Origin of the sequence: Mycobacterium gastri, assembly GCF_002102175.1 — a bacterium.
GTDB classification, from domain to species: domain Bacteria; phylum Actinomycetota; class Actinomycetes; order Mycobacteriales; family Mycobacteriaceae; genus Mycobacterium; species Mycobacterium gastri.
Map to the genome: position 1 here is coordinate 1 of NZ_LQOX01000063.1, position 19,850 is coordinate 19,850.

The window sequence follows — 19,850 nt, forward strand, 5'->3', positions numbered from 1 at the left end:
CATCATCACACGCCACACCGCGCACAGCCGTCAGACACGACCAACAATGGACAGGTTATTCAGCGCGTTCCTAGCCGAGCGGAACCGGCCAGCCGTCATCGGCCGCAATACCTAAAACGGCAACTTGCAGAGACGCGTATATACCGCGCCGGGCAGCTAGCACGATCAGCCATTTCGCTGATGTTTTGCGATCGGTGTCCCCGCATGCTGGCTAACATGAGCGAAATCGACTGGAGCGCCGTGGGCATGAGCGAGTTACCAACCGGAACGGTGACGTTGCTGTTGGCTGACGTCGAGGGCTCGACACGGCTGTGGGAAACGCACCCCGACGAGATGGCAGCCGCTATCACCCGCTTGGACCAGACGATATGCAAGGCGATCGCCGCCCACGACGGTGTCCGGCCGGTCGAGCAGGGCGAGGGCGACAGCTTCGTGATCGCGTTTGCGCTGCAGCTGCAGCGCACACCGCTGGCGCCGATCCGGCTGCGTATCGGGGTGCACACCGGCGAGGTGCGGCTACGCAGCCAAACCGGTGGAGAAGGCAACTACGTCGGGCCGGCGATCAATCGCACCGCATGGCTGCGCGACTTGGCCCACGGCGGCCAGACGGTGCTGTCGGGCACCACAAGTGATTTGGTCATAGACCAGCTCCCGGCTGATGCGTGGTTGAGCGATCTCGGCAGCCACCCGTTGCGCGATCTGCCCCGGCCCGAGCGAGTTGTGCAGCTGTGTCATCCGGACCTGTGCAACGACTTCCCGCCGCTGCGCACACCGGAAACTATTGCGACCCATAATCTTCCGGTACATCTGACGAATTTCGTTGGTCGCCAACCGGAAATCGCGAGCCTACGCGAAGCGCTGGCCGGCAGTCGGCTGGTCACCCTGATCGGGCGGGTGGGGTAGGGAAGACGCGGCTGGCCGTGCACGTCGCTACGAAGATCGCCGAGAGTTCCGCGACGGCGGGTTTTACGTCGATTTGGCGCCGATCACCCATCCCGACGTCGTGCCGGTCACGGCGGCCCGGGCGCTCGGTCTACCGGATCAGCCCGGGCGATCGACGATGGAGACGCTGTTGCGGTTCATCCGCGGTCGCCAGCTGCTGATCGTATTGGACAACTGTGAGCACCTGCTCGGCCAGCTCCAAGTTGGTGGCTGGGTTGCTCACTGCCGCGCCGGGGCTGACGGTGCTCGCCACCAGTCGGGAGCCGCTTGGCATGGCGGGCGAAGCGGCCTGGCAGGTGCCTTCGTTGTCGCTGGCGGACGATGCCGTCGAGTTGTTCGCCGACCGTGCCCGCTTGGCTCAGGCCGGCTTCACCGTCAGCGGCGACAACGCCTGCGCGGTGGAACAGATCTGTACCCGCCTTGATGGCATGCCGCTGGCGATCGAACTGGCGGCCGCACGAGTCCGGACGATGTCGCTGGCGGAGATCGTCGATGGCCTGCATGACCGATTCCGCCTGCTGACCGGTGGTTCGCGCACCGCGGTGCGCCGCCAGCAGACGTTGCGGGCCTCGGTGGATTGGTCCCACGCCTTGTTGACCGAAACAGCCCCCTCACGTCCGCGGCCGCCCGCCGCACCTGCAGCGGCCCTTGCCGCCGATGAGACAAGCACGTCAATATGCGACGTCAGTTAACTCCGCTGAGGGACTCCAAGAACTTCCCCGTGAAACCAGAGTGACGCGAGCGATTGCCCTGTCAACGACGCCGAGGCCCGAAGCGAAACCTGCCGGGCGATGTCCCGCGTCTTGTCGGTGTGCCGACCTACACTCGCGGTGCCGAAGACGAGTAGCCCCGGAGGGAGGTCGCCAGGATGCGATTCCTGCACACTGCCGACTGGCAATTGGGCATGACCCGGCACTTCCTGGCCGGGGACGCCCAGCCGCGTTATTCGGCGGCCCGCCGCGACGCGGTCGCCGGACTCAACGCCCTGGCCGCCGAGGTCGACGCCGAATTCGTGGTGGTGGCCGGTGACGTCTTCGAGCACAACCAACTGGCTCCGCGGGTCATCGGCCAGTCCCTGGAAGCCATGCGCGCCATCGGAATTCCCGTCTATCTGCTGCCCGGCAACCACGACCCGCTGGACGCAGCATCGGTCTACACCAGCGCACTGTTCACGGCCGAATGTCCAGACAACGTGATGGTGCTCGACCGGCCCGGCATCCACGAGGTTCGGCCGGGTTTGCAGATCGTCGCCGCGCCGTGGCGATCAAAAGCCCCTACCGCCGATCTTGTCGCCGACGTGCTCGCCCCCCTTTCCGCTGCCGGCGTCACCCGGGTGCTCGTCGCCCACGGTGGGGTAGACATCTTGGATCCCGACCGCGACAAACCTTCGCTGATCCGTCTCGCTGAACTTGACCGCGCATTGGCGGCCGGCTTGATTCACTATGTGGCTCTTGGTGATAAGCATTCACTGACCCAGGTCGGCAGTAGTGGCCGGGTGTGGTACTCCGGCTCGCCCGAGGTCACCAATTTCGATGATGTCGAAGCAGACCCGGGTTATGTGTTGGTGGTGGATATCGACGAAGCCGATCCGCGACGTCCGGTAGCCGTTGACGCCAGGCATATCGGGCGCTGGCGTTTCGTCACGTTGCACAACCAGGTGGACACCAGCCGCGACATCGCCGATCTGGACATGAACCTGGATCTGATGACCGACAAGGAACGCACCGTGGTGCGGCTGGCACTGACCGGCTCATTAACGGTCACCGACCGCGCCGCGTTGGACGCCTGCCTGGACAAATACGCGCGGCTGTTCGGGTGGCTGGGCTTATGGGAGCGTCGCACCGATCTGGCGGTGGTGCCGGCCGACGGCGAATTCTGCGACCTCGGCATCGGCGGGTTCGCCGCCGCCGCGGTCGATGAGCTGGTGGCAACCGCGCGTGCGGGCGAGGGCGACAAGGCTGTGGATGCGCAGGCTGCTTTGGCGCTGCTGCTGCGGCTGACTGATCGGGGCGTCGCATGAAGCTGCACCGGCTCGTCCTGTCGAATTATCGCGGCATCTCCCACCGCGAGATCGAGTTTCCCGATCAGGGCGTGGTGGTGGTGTGCGGCGCCAATGAGAGTGGCAAGTCGTCGATGATCGAGGCGCTGGACCTGCTGCTGGAATCCAAAGACCGCTCCACCAAGAAAGAGGTCAAGCAGGTCAAGCCGGCCAACGCCGACGCCGGATCCGAAGTCACCGCCGAAATAAGCACTGGCCCTTATCGTTTCGTATACCGTAAGCGCTTCCACAAGCGGCCCGAGACCGAGCTGACCATCGTGGCGCCGCGCCGTGAACAGTTGACCGGCGACGAGGCGCACGATCGGGTCCGGGCAATGCTGGCCGAGACGGTGGACACCGAGCTCTGGCATGCCCAGCGCGTGCTGCAGGCCGCGTCGACGGTCGCGGTGGATCTGTCGGGTTGCGATGCGCTGTCGCGCGCGCTCGATGTCGCGGCCGGAGACGACGCGGCGCTGTCGGGCTCCGAGCCGTTGTTGATCGAGCGGATCGACGCCGAATATGCGCGCTATTTCACCGCGACCGGGCGGCCCACCGGGGAATGGTCCGCCGCCATCGCCGGGCTGGCCGACGCCGAGGCCGCGGTGGCCGAGTGTGCGGCCGCCGTGGCAGAGGTCGACGAGCGGGTCCGTCGCCATGCTGAGCTGACCCGAGAAGCGGCCGAGTTGTCGCAGCAACACCGCAACGCCGGTCCTCGGCTCGCTGCGGCGCAGGAAGCGGCAGACCAGATCGCCGCGCTCACCAACCAGGCGCGGGAAGCGAAGCTCATCGCCGCCGCTGCGGCCGCAACCAGCGCCGCATCGACCGCTGCGCACGCGGAGCGGCTGTCTCTTGTCGCTGAAATCGGCACTCGAGCAACAACTATCGCTGTCCTGCAGGTCGAAGCCGAACAAGCCGCCGATGAACAGAAGGAGGCGGCGGCAGCGGCTGAGATCTGCGACACCGCGGTCGAGGAAGCGGTACGCGTTCTGTCGGCCGCCCAAGCCCGCGCCGAGTCCGCCCGGCGCGCGCTGGACCAGATCGTCGACCGCGAGGAGGCTGACCGGTTAGGTGCCCGGCTGGCCAGGATCGACGCCAACCACCGCGAGCGTGACCGGGTCTGTGCGGAGCTGTCCGGGGTGACGGTGACCGAACAGGTGATGTGTCGAATCGACGAGGCCGCCGCGGCTGCCGATCGATCAGCCGGACAGCTGGCATCCGTATCCGCCGCCGTGGAATTCACCGCCGCTGTCGACATCGAGCTTGTCGTCGGCGGGCAGCGAGTGTCGCTGCCGGCGGGCGAATCCTGGTCGATCACGGCCGCCGGGCCCGGTGAAGTGGTGGTTCCGGGTGTCCTCACCGCGCGGATCAGCCAGGGCCCGGCCGCGCAGGAGATTCAGGCCAAACAGGTCGCCGCACAACAAGAACTGACTGCCGCCTTGACGGCCGGCGCGATCACCAGCGTGGCCGAGGCGCGAGCTGCCGACCAGCGGCGCCGGGAACTGCAAAACAAACGCGATCAGCTGACCGCCACCCTGGACGGTCTGTGCGGCGACGAACAGGTGGATCAACTCCGCGCCCGGCTGGCGCAGTTGCAAGCCAGTCAACCGGCCGAGCCGAATCTGTTCGCTACGGACGCCGCGGCCGCCCGCGTCGAACTGCAAGCGGCCGAGGCGGCCCGCACGGCCGCGCAGACCGAGTGTGAGACCCGACGTCGGACCGCCGCAACCGCCGGTCGTCGCTTGGCCGAAACATCGACCAAGGCAGCGGTATTGCAGCAGAGGCACACAGCTCAGCGCGCCGAACTCGACGCGGCCCGAAACCGGTTGGCGCAGGCGCGGGCCTCGGTCAGCGACGCGGACCTTGCGGTCAAAGCCAACGCCGATCTGCGCGCTCGAGAAACCGCCGAGCGGCGGGTGGCCGAACTGGACGAAGCGTTTGCCGCCATGGCACCCGATGCCGTGGCCGCCGAGCTGACACTAGCCGGCGACCTCGCCGAATCACTACGCCAAAGCCACGACGATGCCCTGAACGCGTTGCGAGAGATCAGTATTGAACTCTCGGTGTTCGGCAGCGAGGGACGCAAAGGCAAACTCGACGCCGCCGAGACGGAGCGTGAACATGCCGCGAGCCGGCACGCCCGCGTCGGCCGCCGAGCCCGGGCCGCGCAGCTGCTGCGCTCGGTGATGGCACGCCACCGCGACAGCACCCGCTTGCGCTACGTCCAGCCGTACCGCGCGGAGCTGCACCGGCTCGGTCGTCCGGTGTTCGGGCACACCTTCGAGGTTGATATCGGCAGCGACTTGAAGATCCGCAGCCGCACTCTCGACGGCACCACCGTGCCCTACGAGTCGTTGTCCGGAGGAGCCAAAGAGCAGCTCGGCATCCTGGCCCGGTTCGCCGGAGCGGCCCTGGTCGCCAAGGAGGACACCGTTCCGGTGGTGGTCGATGACGCGCTAGGGTTCACCGATCCGGAACGGTTGGCCAAGATGGGGGAGGTATTCGACACTGTGGGCGCCCACGGACAGGTGATCGTGCTGACGTGCAGCCCCGACCGCTACGACGGTGTCACCAACGCGCACCGCATCGATCTCCATGCCTAGCAATCGGCGGCTGTCCCGCCAGTCACCGGCGACTGATATTGAGTGCGACTACGTGGTGGTGGGCACCGGATCGGCCGGGGCGGTCGTGGCCAATCGGCTCAGCGCCGATCCGGGCACCTCGGTAGTGGCGCTGGAAGCCGGCCCCCGGGATAAGAACCGTTTCATCGGTATTCCGGCGGCGTTTTCCAAGTTGTTCCGCAGTGAGATCGACTGGGACTACCTGACCGAACCGCAGCCGGGGCTCGGCGATCGTGAAATCTATTGGCCCCGAGGCAAAGTACTCGGCGGCTCATCATCGATGAACGCGATGATGTGGGTGCGCGGGTTCAAGGCGGACTACGACGAGTGGGCGCGGCGTGCCGGCCCCCAGTGGTCATACACCGAAGTGCTCGGGTATTTCCGTCAGATCGAAAACGTCACCGCTGCATGGCATTTCGTCAGCGGCGACGACAGCGGGGTGACCGGTCCACTGCACATCTCCCGTCAGCGCAGTCCCCGGCCATCGACCGCGGCCTTCCTGGCCGCGACACGTGAGTGCGGCTTTGCGGGTGCGCAGCCCAATTCTGCTGACCCGGAAGGGTTTTGCGAGACCATCGTCACCCAGCGTCGAGGTGCGCGATACAGCACCGCCGACGCCTACCTCAAGCCCGCGCTGCGCCGCAAGAACCTGCGCGTGCTCACCGAGGCCACCGCGACCCGAATCGTCATCGAGGGGAACCGGGCCGTCGGCGTGGAATACCGGCGCGCCGGCCAGACCTGCGTGGTCCACGCCCGCCGCGAGGTGGTGCTGTGCGGCGGCGCCGTGAACACCCCGCAACTGTTGATGCTCTCCGGCATCGGCGACCGCGATCACCTCGCCGAGCACGGCATCCAAACCGTCTACCACGCACCGGGGGTGGGCCAGAACCTGCTCGATCACCTGGTCACACCGATGGGGTTCGACGTCGCCGGCGACAGCCTGGCCGCGGCCGAGAAGCCGCGACAGGTGCTCGACTATCTGCTGCGGCGCCGCGGCATGCTGACGTCCAACGTCGGCGAGGCATACGGTTTCGTCCGCAGCCGACCAGATCTCGAACTGCCCGATCTGGAGCTGATCTTTGCCCCGGCGCCCTTTTACGACGAGGGTCTGCTCGTCCAGCCGCCGGGCCACGGGGTGGTGCTCGGGCCAATCCTGGTCGCTCCGGAAAGCCGCGGCCAGATCACGCTGCGCTCGGCCGACCCGCATGCCAAACCGGTCATCGACCCGCGCTACCTATCGGATCGCGACGGAGTGGACCGGGCCGCGATGATGGCCGGCCTACGGATGTGTGCCCGGATCGCCGACGCGCCCTCACTCAAGGGCCTGCTCGGGCCCATCGCGCGGCCGCGCAATTGTGCCGAGCTGAACGAGGCAACCCTCGAGCTAGCGCTGAAAACGTGCTCGCACACCCTCTACCATCCGCTGGGCACGTGCCGGATGGGCACCGATGAGAACAGCGTGGTCGACCCGCAGCTGCGGGTGCGCGGCATCGACCGGCTCCGTGTCGCCGACGCGTCGGTGATGCCGAGCACCATCAGGGGACACACCCACGCGCCATCGGTGCTTATTGGAGAAGTGGCCGCCGACCTGCTCCGGCAGCTGAGCCCACGCCGCTGAACTGCCGACCGGGCTGATTCTCGGCAGAATGGACCGCATGGCGGGTCAATACCTATGACGATGAATGCCAAAAGGCGCAAGGTACACGAGAAATTGGCGAAACTGCCGGGAGTGCGGCCGGTGCGCCGGCCGGTGTCACCCGGCAGTGACGACGAGTTCGACCTGTACTACGTGCGCACCGGTCGCAAATCGGCGCACCCGCTGGTCATCATCCCGGGCGGACCGGGAGTCGCGTCGATGCGCCTGTACCACGGATTGCGCCGCAGAGCCGCCGTGGCCGGTCTGGACGTGATCATGATCGAGCACCGTGGCGTGGGCATGTCGCGCCACGACGACACCGGTGCTGACCTGCCGCCAGAGGCGCTCACCATCGACCAGGTCGTCGACGACGTCGCCGCGGTGCTCGACGACGCACACGTGGACTCGGCCGTCGTCTACGGCACGTCGTACGGCACCTATATCGCGGCGGGGCTGGGGGTGCGACATCCCAGCCGAGCCAAAGCGATGGTCCTCGACTCCCCGGTGCTGTCGCGCCATGACATAGCGCTGGCGCGCGACGCTATCCGCAGGCTGCTGCTCAAGGGCGACAGTCCGGAGACGGCCGCACTCGCGCCCAAGGTCCGCCGGTTGGTCGACTCCGGGGTGATGACCGCGTCCGCGGCCCAGGTCGCGGCAGCAATTTACGGCTACGGCGGCGCCAAGCTCCTCGACCGGCAACTCGACCTATTGCTCGACGGCCGAACGATGCTGTGGCGCGGGCTCTGCCGGGTCACCACCGCTGTCAATCGGAAGGTGCCCTACCGCTACGAGAACGATCTGGTCAGCCGCATCGCATTCCGCGAACTCGACTACGCCGCCGAGCCCGACGGCCTGCCCCTCGACCCCGCCGTGGCGATGCGGGAAACCCTGGCCCCCACAGCTGTTTTCGAGCGCGAGCCGTATGACTTGGTGGCCGAGATGCCGAAATTCGGCTGGCCGACGGTCGTGGTTGCCGGCGGACGCGACCTCATCACCCCGCCGACGGTAGCGGAACGCGTGGCGTCGCTGGTGCCCGACGCGGTGCTCGTGGAGTTTCCGACGATGGCGCACAGCGCCCTGGACTTTCGGGAGCCCGCCGCCCTGGTCATCGCCGCCGCGGTCTGCCGCGGCGAACACGACCGGCTCAGCGGCCAGGCGCCGATGCTCGACGCCATGCCGGCACGGTCGCCGGTGCGGCTGCTGTGGAAGGCGATCGACGTGGCCGCCGCGGCGGAGGCGGCCGTCCTACCGGTGCGGCGCCAGGTCAGTCCCGCATGAATCCGATTGCGCTGTAATCGAGGTCGGCCAGACCAGTGGCACCGAAGTTGGCCAGCGTGCTGCGCACCGCGATGGTTCCGGGCGATTGGGTCAGCGGCAGGCTGAATCCTTCCGCCCACACCAGTTTGTCGACCTCGTTGGCCAGCTCACGGGCCTTGGCGGGATCGAGTTCCTGCAGCGTCCGCTCGATGGCGGCGTCGATCTCGGGGCTGCCGATCTTGCCGAAGTTGCTTTCCCCGTCCGAGGTGTAGATCTGGGTGAGCGACGACAGCGGAAACGCGTCGCCGACCCACCCGAACAACGCGATATCGAAGGCTCCTACGTTGACGTAGTTGCTGAAAAAGCCGCTGCCGGAGCGTGATTGCAGCTCGAGTTTCACCCCGATCTGTGCCAGGCTGTGCTGAGCGACCTGCGCGAACTGCCGGGTGCTCTGCGCATCGTAGAACAGTAGGCGCACCACCAGCTGGCGACCGTTCTTCTCCCGGAACTTGCCGTTGAGCTTCCAGCCCAGCGCGTCGAGGTCCCGCTTGGCCTGCTCCGGGTCGTAGGGGGTGCTGTTGTCTTGATAGCCCTCCTGCCCGGCGACGAAGATGTGGTTGTTCAGTGGGGCCGGATCGCTGGTGAGGCCGTAGAGGGCCACTTTGGCGATGGTCCGGCGGTCGATCCCCTTGCAGACCGCCAGGCGCAGCGCCGGGTCGGCCAGTATCGCTCCGGGCGCGCCGTTGAGGGTGAAGTGGCTCCAGCTCGGGGCCGGCGCGCGGCGGATCGAGATGCCCTTGGTGCGCTCGGCGATGGTGAGCTGATCGAGCGAGCCGATTCCGGTGGCGTCGATCGTGGTGTTCTGCAGCGCCGGCAACCGTGCCGCGTCGTCGAGAACCAGGTAGGTGATGCTGTCTAGCCGCGGCCGCTCGCCCCACCATTTAGGGTTGCGGGACAAGACGATTCGCTGGGTGCTGCGGTCCAGCGAGGTGACGATGAACGGGCCGGCGGACGGACCTGGCGCGTCCAGCTGGCCCTTGTTGAATGCTTCGGGCGTGGCGGTCATGCTGGCGGGCAGCAGCATCCCGTTGCCGGCGAACATTCCGCGCCACTCCGCGTAATGCTTGGCGAAGGTCACGACGGCCTGGCGGTCGTCGACGCCGCGGGTCACCGAGGCGACACGGTCGGCGCCGTTGAGAGACGCGATCGCGAAGTCCTTGTCGGCGCCGCTGGTCGCGTGGATTTGACTGGCGATGTCACGCCAGGTGATCGGCGAACCGTCGGACCAGACCGCTTTGGGATTGATGGTGTAGGTGATCACCTGCGGGTCGGCCTGGGTGAGTTCGACGCTGGTGAAGTAGTCGGTGTCGACCGTCGTCGAGCCGTCGGGCCCGATGACAAACGCGCGCGGCATGGTGGCCTTCATCATCGAGGAGACCTCGGCCGAATTGCCGTCGATGTGCAGGATGTTGAAGTTGGGCGGGAAGTCGCTGAGCGCCAGCCGCAGGTTGCCGCCGTCGCGCAGCGTGGCGGGGTTCTGCGGGTTGATGTCGCTGGTCGTGCCGACGGCGCCGTTCGGCGCGGCCGACGGCGTCACGGGTGCGGCCGAGCATCCGGCCACCATCAGGGCGGCGATCAGCAGCGCAAATATGAGGCGGGTCCGGTTGGTCATGATTGCCTGGGATTCGGTTGCGGCACCGCACCAAGCAGCCGCCGCGTGTACTCGTGTTGCGGATTGCTGAAAACCTCCCGGCTGTAGCCCTGCTCGACGATGGCGCCGGCATACATGACGACCACATCGTGGGCGAGGTGTTTGACCACCGAAAGATCGTGGGAGACAAATAGATACGAGAGCCGGAATTGCTCTTGCAGGTCCAGGAGCAGGTTGATGATGCCGGCCTGGATCGACACGTCGAGCGCCGATACCGGCTCGTCGAGCGCCAGTATCTTGGGCTGTAACGCCAGCGCCCTGGCGATACCGATGCGCTGCTTTTGCCCACCGGAGAACTCGGCGGGATAGCGACTGGCATCGGAGCGGCGCAGCCCGACGATGTCGAGCAGCTCGGCCACCCGGGCGTGCGTATCGGTCTTGCTGAAGCCGTTGGCCTGCAACGGTTCGGCGAGCAGATCAGAGACGGGAAGCCGCGGATCCAGCGAGGCCACCGGGTCTTGAAAGACGACCTGAATGTCGCGGCGCAGCGACCTACGGCTCGACGATGTCAGGGTGGCGACATCGGTGCCCAGCACTTCGATCGATCCCGATTGCGGCACAACCAATTCCAGTATTTGGTGCAGAGTGGTCGACTTGCCCGAGCCTGATTCACCGACGATGCCCAGCGTGCGGCCTTGCTGCAGTTCGAAACTGACGCCGTCCACGGCGCGAACCTCACCGATCGACCGGCGTAGCAGCAGGCCCTTGGTCAGCCGGTAGGTCTTGACCAGGCCGCTGACTCGCACGACGACCGGTGTGTCACCGAGGTCCGGTGCGGAGGTCTCGGTGTTCACGCCGTAGATGTCGGCGGCGCTGCGGCCGTCGACCTGGTCGGTGCGGATGCAAGCAGCCCGGTGGCCGATGCCGACCTCGATCAATTCGGGCTCGGCGGTTCGGCATTCGTCGATCACCAGCGGGCAGCGGGGCGCGAACGGGCAACCGGGATCCATACCGGCCAGCGACGGAGGCGCGCCGGGAATTGGCACCAGCCGGGTGCCCTGCTCGGCGTCCAGGCGCGGGACCGACCCCAACAGCCCCACGGTGTAAGGCATCTGGCGATCGCGGTAAAGGTCATCGACCCCGGCTGACTCGACGACCCGGCCGGCGTACATCACCAGCGCCCGGTCGGCGAACTCGGCGACCACCCCGAGGTCGTGGGTGATGATCAATACCCCGGCTCCGGTGACGTCACGGGCCGTCCTGAGCACGTCGAGGATCTGCGCCTGCACGGTGACGTCGAGCGCGGTGGTCGGCTCGTCGCAGATCAACAGATCAGGATCGTTGGCAATCGCGATCGCGATCACCACGCGTTGCCGTTCGCCGCCGGAGAGCTCGTGCGGGAAGGCGCGGGCCCGCCGCTGCGCTTGCGAGATACCCACCAGCTCAAGGAGTTCCACGGCGCGTCGGCGGGCTTCCTGCTTACCGACGCGGGGCTGATGCACCCGGATCGCTTCGGCGATCTGGTCGCCGACGGTGTAGACGGGCGTCAGGGCAGACATCGGATCCTGGAACACCGTGCCGATCACCTTGCCGCGGAACCGTGACATCCCGTCGTCGCCGAGCCCGAGGAGTTCGGTGCCCTGCAGCCGCACCGAGCCGCGTACTTCGGCGTACTCGGGCAGCAGGCCCACCACCGCCATCGCCGCCGCGGACTTACCCGACCCGGATTCGCCGACCATCGCCACCACTTCGCCCGGGTCGACGCGGTAGCTGATGCCACGCACCGCGGTCACCGGATCGCCGTCGGTGGGGAAGCTGACGGCCAGGTCGGTCACCTCGAGCAGCGGGGTCATCGCTCACCCCGGCGCAGCGTTCTGCTGCCGGGATCCAGGGCGTCGCGCAGGCCGTCACCGGTCAGGTTGGCGCACACCAGAATCAGCACCAGGACCCCGGCCGGAAACAGGAAGACCCACGGGTACGTCGTCGCGGATTGGGTGCCGTCGGCGATCAAGGTGCCCAGCGACACATCGGGTGGCTGGATGCCGAAACCGAGGAAGCTCAAACCGGTTTCGGCCAAGATGGCCGATGCCACGTTGAGGGCCGCGTCGATGATCAGGATCGACGCCACATTCGGGATCACGTGATCGGTGATGATCCGGCGGCTGGACACCCCCATAAACCGTGCCGCACGGATGAATTCACGCTCACGCAAGCTCATCGTCATGCCGCGCACCATGCGGGAGCTCACCATCCAGCCGAAACCGGCCAAAAGCAACACCAGAAACATGATGTTGGCCGAATTCTTCGTTCGTGGAGTCACGATGGCGATCAGGATGAAGCTCGGCACCACCAGCAGCAGGTCGACCAACCACATGAGCGCTCGGTCTCGCCAGCCGCCGAAATACCCCGAGATCGCCCCCACGGTGGCGGCGATGCCGGTGGAGATCACGGCGACACACACCCCGATCAGCATCGACTTCTGCATGCCCCGCAATATCTGCGCCAGCAGGTCTTGGCCCAGGGCGTTGGTGCCCAGCCAGTGACGTGTGTTCGGTGGTTGCAGTAAGGCGTCGAAATCAAGGTCTTCGTAGGAGTAGGGCAGCAGCGCGGGCAGCGTGTAGCAGCCGACGAACAGCAGCACCAGCAGCGTGAGCGAGGCCACCGCGGACCGGTTGCGCAGGAACCGGCGCAGCACCAGGGTGCGCCGCGACATGAACTCCGCGACATCTGGCTGGGCCAAGGCGGTCATGCCACTCGCACTCTGGGGTCCAGCGCCGCGTAGATGACGTCAGAGAGCAGACCGGCCAGCAAGACCACGGCCCCGGAGAACACCGTGATCGCCGCGACGATGTTGGTGTCCTGGGTTGAAATGCCCCGGACCATCCATTCGCCCATGCCGTGCCAGCCGAAGATCTTCTCGACGAAAACCGCTCCGGTGACCAATCCGGCCACCCCGTAAGCGAACAGCGTGGCCATCGGGATCAGCGCGGTCCGCAGCCCGTGTTTGATCAGCGCGCGCCGCCGGGTCAGCCCCTTGGCGCGGGCGGTGCGAATGAAATCCTGCCCCAGGACGTCGAGCATTGCGTTGCGCTGATAGCGGCTGTAACCGGCGGCAGCTCCCAGCGCCAGGGTGAGCGACGGCAGGACCAGGTGCTTCAACCGGTCACCGAAGGCGTGCCAGGTCCCGGCGGCCACGCCGGGCGCGGTCTCGCCGGTGTAGTCGAACAGTTGCAGACCTAGCGCCCAGTTGACCCGTAGGGCACTCAGGATCAGCAGGTTGGCCACGACGAATGTCGGTGTGCTCAGCATCAGCAACGCCAGCATGGTGATGACGCGGTCACTGAGCCGGTATTGACGGATGGCGCCCCACGCCCCGATCGCCACGCCCAGTATCGTGCCGACCACCGATCCGATGATCAGCAGCCGCAGGCTGGTTCCGATGCGCCGCCCCAGCTCGGTGCCGACGGGCTGGCCGGTGATGGTGACCCCGAAGTCGCCGCGAACCGCGTGGGAAACCCAGTGGGCGTAGCGGATCGGGATGGGCCGGTTCAGCCCCAGTTGCGCGGCCTTGGCGTCGATCACCGCTTGCGGCGGCCGTGGACTGCGCTGCATCAGGTTTTCCAGCGGCGAGAACGCAAGAGACGTCAGGCAATAGGTCAGGAACGAGGCCAACGCCAACAGCACGACGTAGTTGAGCAACCGGCGCGCCAGAAAGCGGGTCATGCCCGACCACCATGCCGCATTGGGACAGGGTAGCGAGCTGGTAGGTGACCTGCCGACAAACAACGCCGGGCAGGCAGGTCGCCGGTCGTCGGCTCATGGCCGCAGACACGCTGAGCTATGACCGCGATGGCAACGCGGTCCGTCCATTCCAATCGCATCGATTTTCACCAGTGCAATCCTGGTCGCCGGTCATTACACTCCTCAGCGGACCGATCCGTATAGCAAACCCCATACCGCGATGCCAGGAGACCTGCGTGACGGTTACCGACGAATACCTGGCCAACAACGCCATCTACGCAAGTACCTTCAAGGGTCCGCTGCCGCTGCCGCCGAGCAAACACATCGCCATCTTGGCTTGCATGGATGCCCGGCTCGACGTCCACCGCCTGCTCGGGATCAACGAGGGAGAAGCGCACGTCATCCGTAACGCGGGCGGCGTCGCTACCGACGATGCGATCCGCTCGTTGGCCATCAGCCAGCGACTGCTCGGCACCCGCGAGATCATGCTGATTCACCACACCGACTGCGGGATGCTCACTTTTACCGACGACGAGTTCAAACGCGCTATCCACGAAGAGGTCGGCGTCAAACCGCCGTGGGCGGCAGAGGCATTCTCGGATGTCGTCGAGGCTGTCAAGCAGTCGTTGCGCCGCATCGAGCACAGCCTGTTCGTCACCAAGCATGTCTCGGTGCGCGGATTCGTGTTCGACGTCGCCACCGGCAAGCTCGCCGAGGTCACGCTGTAACACCCGGTTCACCGCCCTGAGCGGGCGCCCGCCGTGGGACGGTCCCCGTCTCGCGGCGTCTCCTCCGCCGATCCGGCCGCCGATCCGGCCGCCGATCCGGCCGCCGATCCGGCCGGCGCCTCTCACGCCTGAGCTGATTGCCCAGGTGGCAGCGGGCGCACCCGACTTCCGTTGACAGCGCCGGGGAAGACTGGTTCCATTGGTCACAATGACCGTAAACCTGGTCAATCCAACCAACTTTATCAGGTATGAGGCGCGGACTATGACAGGTAAGCCATGACCAGCGGCGTGAAGGCGGGCCCCGCGGCGGGGCAGTACGAGTTGAGCCATCTGCGCTTGCTCGAAGCCGAGGCGATCCACATCATTCGTGAGGTGGCTGCGGAGTTCGAACGGCCGGTGCTGTTGTTCTCCGGCGGCAAGGACTCCATCGTCATGTTGCACTTGGCGCTCAAGGCATTTCGGCCGGGGCGGCTGCCCTTCCCGGTGATGCATGTCGATACCGGCCACAATTTCGACGAGGTCATCGAGACCCGCGACGAGCTGGTCGCCGCGTCCGGGGTGCGATTGGTGGTGGCGTCGGTGCAGGACGACATCGACGCCGGGCGGGTCGTCGAAACCTTGCCTTCGCGTAATCCGCTGCAGACCGTGACGCTGCTGCGTGCCATCCGGGAGAACAAGTTCGACGCGGCGTTCGGGGGAGCCCGGCGCGACGAGGAGAAGGCGCGTGCCAAGGAACGGGTGTTCAGCTTCCGCGACGAATTCGGCCAGTGGGACCCCAAAGCCCAGCGCCCCGAGTTGTGGAACCTCTACAACGGACGGCATCACAAGGGTGAGCACATCCGGGTCTTCCCGTTGTCGAACTGGACCGAGTTCGACATCTGGTCCTACATCGGGGAGGAGAACATCACCCTGCCGTCGATCTACTTCGCCCACCGGCGCAAGGTGTTTGAGCGAGACGGGATGCTGCTGGCCTCGCATCGGTACCTGCAGCCGCGGGCCGACGAGCCGGTGTTCGAGGCCACGGTGCGGTTCCGCACCGTCGGTGACGTCACCTGTACCGGGTGTGTGGAATCAGATGCCGCGACGGTGGCCGAAGTTATCGCCGAGACGGCGGTGTCGCGGCTGACCGAACGCGGGGCGACCAGGGCTGACGATCGGATCTCGGAGGCTGGGATGGAAGACCGCAAGCGGCAGGGGTACTTCTGATGACTGCGTCTACCACGCTGTTGCGCATCGCGACCGCCGGATCCGTCGACGACGGCAAGTCGACGTTGATCGGGCGGCTGCTCTACGACTCCAAGGCGGTCATGGAAGACCAGTGGGCGTCGGTGGAACAGACGTCGCGGGAACGCGGCCACGATTACACCGATCTGGCTCTGGTCACCGACGGCTTGCGGGCAGAGCGCGAGCAGGGCATCACCATCGACGTCGCCTACCGCTACTTCGCCACGCCCAAGCGAAAATTCATCATTGCCGACACCCCCGGCCACATCCAGTACACCCGCAACATGGTGACCGGCGCGTCGACCGCCCAACTGGTGATCGTGCTGGTCGATGCGCGTCACGGCCTGCTGGAGCAGTCCCGGCGGCACGCCTTCCTGGCCTCGCTGCTGGGCATTCAGCACATCGTGCTCGCGGTCAACAAGATGGACCTGATCGGTTGGGACAAGGACAAATTCGAGGCGATTCGAGACGAGTTCCACGCCTTCGCCGCCCGCCTGGATGTGCAAGACGTAGCCACGATCCCCATCTCCGCGCTGAACGGCGACAATGTGGTGACCAAGTCCGACCAGACACCGTGGTACGAGGGACCGGCGCTGCTGACCCATCTGGAAGAGGTCTACATCGCCGGTGACCGAAATCTGGTCGACGTGCGGTTCCCGGTTCAGTACGTCATCCGGCCGCACACGCTGCGGCATCAAGACCACCGCAGCTATGCGGGCACCGTGGCCAGTGGGGTAATGCGTCCCGGTGACGAGGTGATCGTGTTGCCGATCGGCAAGACCACCCGGATCACCGCCATCGAAGGCCCCAACGGGCCGGTGCCGGAAGCGTTTCCACCGATGGCGGTCTCGGTGAGCATTGCCGACGACATCGACATTTCCCGCGGCGACATGATCGCTCGCACCCACAACAAACCCAGGGTCGCGCAAAGCTTCGACGCAACGGTGTGCTGGATGGCGGATTCGGCGGTGCTGGAGCCGGGCCGGGACTACGTCATCAAGCACACCACCAGAACTACCCGTGCCCGTGTTACCGGGCTCGACTACCGGCTCGACGTCAACACCCTGCACCGCGACAAGACCGCCACCGCCTTGAAGCTCAACGAGCTTGGCCGGATCTCGCTGCGCACCCAGATGCCGCTGCTGCTCGACGAATACACCCGCAACGCCGCCACCGGATCGTTCATCCTCATCGATCCCGACACCAACGGAACCGTGGCGGCGGGCATGGTGTTACGCGAGGTCGCGGCCCACACACCCAGCCCCAACACCGTGCGGCACAAGTCGCTGGTGACAGCCAACGACCGGCCGCGCGGACGCACGGTATGGTTCACCGGGTTGTCCGGCGCGGGCAAGTCGTCGGTGGCCACGCGGGTGGAGCAGAAGCTGCTCGAAAGCGGCGTTCCCGCTTACGTTCTCGACGGCGACAACCTGCGGCACGGGTTGAACGCGGACCTGGGATTCAGCATGGCCGATCGCGCCGAGAACCTGCGGCGGCTGGCGCATGTGGCGGTATTGCTCGCCGACTGCGGCCACGTCGTACTGGTTCCGGCGATCAGCCCACTGGCTGAGCACCGCGCGCTGGCCCGAAAAGTGCACGACGACGCCGGGTTTGACTTTGTCGAGGTGTTCTGCGACACGCCGCTCGAAGACTGTGAGCGCCGCGATCCCAAGGGCTTGTATGCCAAAGCGCGCGCGGGGGAGATCACGCATTTCACCGGGATCGACAGCCCGTATCAGCGGCCGAAGAATCCCGACCTGCGCCTCACCCCCGGTCACAGCCTTGACGAGCAGGCGCAGATGCTTATCGACTTGCTGGGGTCTCGGGTCTAAGGGAGAAGGAGCGGTGCCCCGCTCCTTCTCGCAACGCTTCGCGTTGCGCATCGTCGCTTGGGCGGGTGGCACAATCCTGAAGCATGCGGATGTCGGCCAAGGCTGAGTACGCGGTGCGGGCGATGATCCAACTCGCTACCGCTCCCACCGGCAGCCTGGTCAAGACCGACGATTTGGCCCAGGCTCAGGGCATACCCCCGCAATTTCTCGTCGACATCCTGACCAACCTGCGCACCGATCGCCTGGTGCGCAGCCACCGGGGTCGCGAGGGTGGTTATGAGCTGGCACGTCCGGGCGGCGAGATCAGCATTGCCGACGTGCTGCGCTGTATCGACGGACCGCTGGCCAGCGTGCGTGATATCGGGCTTGGCGACCTGCCTTACTCCGGGCCCACCGCAGCGCTGACCGATGTGTGGCGGGCGCTGCGGGCCAGTATGCGATCGGTGCTGGAAGAAACCAGCTTGGCCGACGTCGCCGCCGGCACGCTGCCCGAGCATGTCGCACAACTCGCCGACGACTACCGCGAGCAGGAGAGCAAACGGCATGGGTCGGCCCGCAGCGGCGACTAGCCGCCCGAACCGTACGGCCGGGTGAGGACCAGTCCGGCCACCCGTAGGCGAACAGCGTGGCGATCGGGATCAGCGCGGTCCGCAGCCCGTGTTTGATCAGCGCTCGCCGCCGGGTCAGCCCCTTGGCGTGGGCGGTGCGATGAAATCCTGCCGCAGGACGTCGAGCAGCGGCGAGAACGCCAGAGAAGTGAGGCAGTAGGTCAGGAACGAGGCCAACGCCAACAGCACGAGTTAGTTGAGCGCAACCGGCGCGCCAGAAAGCGGGTCATGCCCGACCACCATGCCGCATTGAGACAGAGTTTGAGCCTTTTCTGCAGGGTCCCGCATCACGGGTGTGACCGGCGCATTTCATGACTTCTGAAGGTTCGTCGAAGTGCCTGCCCGCAGACGGGTGGCTCATCGGCAACGGCGGCGACGGCGCCGACGGGACGGCACCCGGTCAGGCCGGTGGACAAGGCGGCAACGCCGGATTTATCGGTAGCGGCGGAAAGGGCGGCAGAGGCGCCGATTTCCGGGCGATTGATGGATTGCAGGGTGGTTTCGGTGGCCGCGGAGGTGACGCTTGGGGCTTCGGCAACGGCGGGGCCGGCGGGGCGGGCGGAACGCTGGCGGGCGGCGGTCGTGGGGGAAATGCTGGCTGGTTTGCCGGCAACGGCGGGCCGGGTGGGCCCGGGGGGAGCGCGCCGCTGCCGGAGGAATTGGGCGTAGGTTTTGGGATCGCTGCGGGCCGCGGCGGTGATGGTGGCGATGCCTATCTGTATGGATTCGGCGGCGCCGGCGGGCCCGGCGGCGCGGGTAGCCAGGGCATCGCCGACTTCAACAGCACCGGCGTATTTGCCGGTGGTCCCGGCGGGTCAGGCGGTGACGGCGGCACGGGCGGTTGGATCGGTGGCGGCGGGCCCGGTGGTGCCGGCGGAGTCGGCGGTATGGGTAGCACGAGCCAGGGTGGCGGCGGTAAGGGTGGTGAGGGGGGACCCGGCGGGCACGGCGGTTCCACCCGGTTCATTGGCCCCGGCGGTCCCGGCGGGGAAGGTGGCCCCGGCGGCCAGGGCGGCTCCTCGCTGGTTGCAGGTTTCGCCAATGGCGACGGCGGTGCCGGCGGCGACGGCGGTGTCGGCGGCACCGGGGGGATTGCCCTCGGCGACACCGCCAACAACAGCTTCCTGCAGGACCTCCTGCAGCATCCTGGCGGCAGTGGCGGCAGTGGCGGCAAAGGTGGCGATGGTGGAGACCCCGGCTATGACGAGGGTGTGGGGGCGCCATCGGGGATAGGTGGCCCCGGTGGCCAGGGTGGACCAGAGGGGGACCTGTTCAACTTGCCGGGTCTGCTTCTTGGCCCTTTCTTGGGGTGACGACCACTGGGTAGCCATTCGTCATTGAGGCTGCCGATGCGGCGGTCGGTGTGCTGGCGGGGTTGATCTGGTTCGTGTGCACCATCAGTGTGGCAAGGAACTGATGGGTGCGCGGCACCCCGCTGAAGTCTTGGCTGGCTTGCGGGGTGCCGCGCTGTAGTGCTTGGAGGCACTGATGGTGACGGTGTGCGACACGAGGTCGCGTATGGCGAGTGAACTCGCGGATTGGAGGCCGGTTATGCCGGACGCGTAGTTCGCGATC

Annotated in this window: 12 protein-coding genes and 3 pseudogenes; 10 read left to right on the forward strand and 5 right to left on the reverse strand. The window is 66.6% G+C overall.

Annotation, left to right across the window (positions count from 1 at the left end):
• Positions 1-204: 204 nt before the first annotated feature.
• The 5 genes and pseudogenes from AWC07_RS05650 to AWC07_RS05670 all read left to right on the forward strand — a co-directional run.
• Positions 205-1,544 (forward strand): annotated as a pseudogene (locus AWC07_RS05650) (ATP-binding protein); the annotation flags it as partial.
• A 266-nt stretch (positions 1,545-1,810) separates the two neighbouring features.
• Positions 1,811-2,962 (forward strand): metallophosphoesterase family protein, encoded by a 1,152-nt coding sequence (locus AWC07_RS05655; RefSeq protein WP_036415804.1) that lies wholly within the window; start codon positions 1,811-1,813, stop codon positions 2,960-2,962.
• On the forward strand, positions 2,959-5,580 hold the full coding sequence (locus AWC07_RS05660; protein ID WP_036415806.1) for an AAA family ATPase: 2,622 nt from the start codon (positions 2,959-2,961) through the stop codon (positions 5,578-5,580). The genes AWC07_RS05655 and AWC07_RS05660 overlap by 4 nt, the downstream gene beginning before the upstream one ends.
• Positions 5,573-7,216, forward strand: coding sequence for a GMC family oxidoreductase (locus AWC07_RS05665; protein ID WP_051508093.1), 1,644 nt, complete (start codon positions 5,573-5,575; stop codon positions 7,214-7,216). Before AWC07_RS05660 ends, AWC07_RS05665 begins: the two co-directional genes overlap by 8 nt.
• Before the next feature lie 54 nt (positions 7,217-7,270).
• Entirely contained in the window at positions 7,271-8,512 is a 1,242-nt protein-coding gene (locus tag AWC07_RS05670) for an alpha/beta fold hydrolase (RefSeq protein ID WP_036415808.1), read from the forward strand.
• On the opposite strand, the gene AWC07_RS05675 is transcribed toward AWC07_RS05670, so the two are convergent.
• The 4 genes from AWC07_RS05675 to AWC07_RS05690 are packed head-to-tail and all read right to left on the reverse strand — an operon-like array spanning position 8,499 to position 13,865.
• Positions 8,499-10,163, reverse strand: coding sequence for an ABC transporter family substrate-binding protein (locus AWC07_RS05675; RefSeq protein WP_036415811.1), 1,665 nt, complete (start codon positions 10,161-10,163; stop codon positions 8,499-8,501). The two genes, AWC07_RS05670 and AWC07_RS05675, sit on opposite strands and share 14 nt — an antisense overlap.
• Positions 10,160-11,995: a dipeptide ABC transporter ATP-binding protein gene (locus tag AWC07_RS05680; RefSeq protein ID WP_036415813.1), complete on the reverse strand. Its 1,836-nt coding sequence runs from the start codon at positions 11,993-11,995 to the stop codon at positions 10,160-10,162. Before AWC07_RS05680 ends, AWC07_RS05675 begins: the two co-directional genes overlap by 4 nt.
• A complete protein-coding gene (locus AWC07_RS05685; RefSeq protein ID WP_036415815.1) occupies positions 11,992-12,891 on the reverse strand; it encodes an ABC transporter permease in 900 nt (299 codons plus the stop codon). The genes AWC07_RS05680 and AWC07_RS05685 overlap by 4 nt, the downstream gene beginning before the upstream one ends.
• Positions 12,888-13,865 (reverse strand): ABC transporter permease, encoded by a 978-nt coding sequence (locus AWC07_RS05690; protein ID WP_036415818.1) that lies wholly within the window; start codon positions 13,863-13,865, stop codon positions 12,888-12,890. The genes AWC07_RS05685 and AWC07_RS05690 overlap by 4 nt, the downstream gene beginning before the upstream one ends.
• Before the next feature lie 254 nt (positions 13,866-14,119).
• On the opposite strand from AWC07_RS05690, the gene AWC07_RS05695 reads away from it, so the two are divergent.
• From AWC07_RS05695 to AWC07_RS05710, 4 genes and pseudogenes are all read left to right on the forward strand, one after another.
• Positions 14,120-14,611, forward strand: a complete 492-nt coding sequence (locus AWC07_RS05695) for a beta-class carbonic anhydrase (RefSeq protein WP_036415831.1) — start codon at positions 14,120-14,122, stop codon at positions 14,609-14,611.
• A gap of 208 nt (positions 14,612-14,819) precedes the next feature.
• A pseudogene (gene cysD / locus AWC07_RS05700) lies at positions 14,820-15,817 on the forward strand (sulfate adenylyltransferase subunit CysD).
• Positions 15,817-17,667 carry an adenylyl-sulfate kinase gene (gene cysC / locus AWC07_RS05705; RefSeq protein WP_036415822.1) on the forward strand — a complete coding sequence of 617 codons (1,851 nt, stop codon included), beginning with the start codon at positions 15,817-15,819 and terminating at the stop codon, positions 17,665-17,667. The pseudogene cysD and the gene cysC overlap by 1 nt, the downstream one beginning before the upstream one ends.
• Positions 17,668-17,750: 83 nt before the next feature.
• Positions 17,751-18,236 (forward strand): Rrf2 family transcriptional regulator, encoded by a 486-nt coding sequence (locus AWC07_RS05710; RefSeq protein WP_036415825.1) that lies wholly within the window; start codon positions 17,751-17,753, stop codon positions 18,234-18,236.
• Positions 18,237-18,276: 40 nt separating this feature from the next.
• On the opposite strand, the pseudogene AWC07_RS26615 reads toward AWC07_RS05710, so the two are convergent.
• Positions 18,277-18,404: pseudogene (locus AWC07_RS26615) on the reverse strand (ABC transporter permease subunit); the annotation flags it as partial.
• Positions 18,405-18,586: 182 nt separating this feature from the next.
• Here AWC07_RS26615 and AWC07_RS29280 point away from each other — a divergent pair.
• Positions 18,587-19,588 (forward strand): PGRS repeat-containing protein, encoded by a 1,002-nt coding sequence (locus tag AWC07_RS29280; protein ID WP_051508094.1) that lies wholly within the window; start codon positions 18,587-18,589, stop codon positions 19,586-19,588.
• The last annotated feature ends 262 nt before the right edge of the window (positions 19,589-19,850 follow it).

What these genes read in the sequence shown, in the direction of transcription:
- AWC07_RS05655 (WP_036415804.1), top strand. Translation starts at nt 1,811, where the DNA reads ATGCGATTCCTGCACACTGCCGACTGGCAATTGGGCATGACCCGGCAC.
- AWC07_RS05660 (WP_036415806.1), top strand. Translation starts at nt 2,959, where the DNA reads ATGAAGCTGCACCGGCTCGTCCTGTCGAATTATCGCGGCATCTCCCAC.
- AWC07_RS05665 (WP_051508093.1), top strand. Translation starts at nt 5,573, where the DNA reads ATGCCTAGCAATCGGCGGCTGTCCCGCCAGTCACCGGCGACTGATATT.
- AWC07_RS05670 (WP_036415808.1), top strand. Translation starts at nt 7,271, where the DNA reads ATGACGATGAATGCCAAAAGGCGCAAGGTACACGAGAAATTGGCGAAA.
- AWC07_RS05675 (WP_036415811.1), bottom strand. Translation starts at nt 10,163, where the DNA reads ATGACCAACCGGACCCGCCTCATATTTGCGCTGCTGATCGCCGCCCTG.
- AWC07_RS05680 (WP_036415813.1), bottom strand. Translation starts at nt 11,995, where the DNA reads ATGACCCCGCTGCTCGAGGTGACCGACCTGGCCGTCAGCTTCCCCACC.
- AWC07_RS05685 (WP_036415815.1), bottom strand. Translation starts at nt 12,891, where the DNA reads ATGACCGCCTTGGCCCAGCCAGATGTCGCGGAGTTCATGTCGCGGCGC.
- AWC07_RS05690 (WP_036415818.1), bottom strand. Translation starts at nt 13,865, where the DNA reads ATGACCCGCTTTCTGGCGCGCCGGTTGCTCAACTACGTCGTGCTGTTG.
- cysC (WP_036415822.1), top strand. Translation starts at nt 15,817, where the DNA reads ATGACTGCGTCTACCACGCTGTTGCGCATCGCGACCGCCGGATCCGTC.
- AWC07_RS05710 (WP_036415825.1), top strand. Translation starts at nt 17,751, where the DNA reads ATGCGGATGTCGGCCAAGGCTGAGTACGCGGTGCGGGCGATGATCCAA.
- AWC07_RS29280 (WP_051508094.1), top strand. Translation starts at nt 18,587, where the DNA reads ATGACTTCTGAAGGTTCGTCGAAGTGCCTGCCCGCAGACGGGTGGCTC.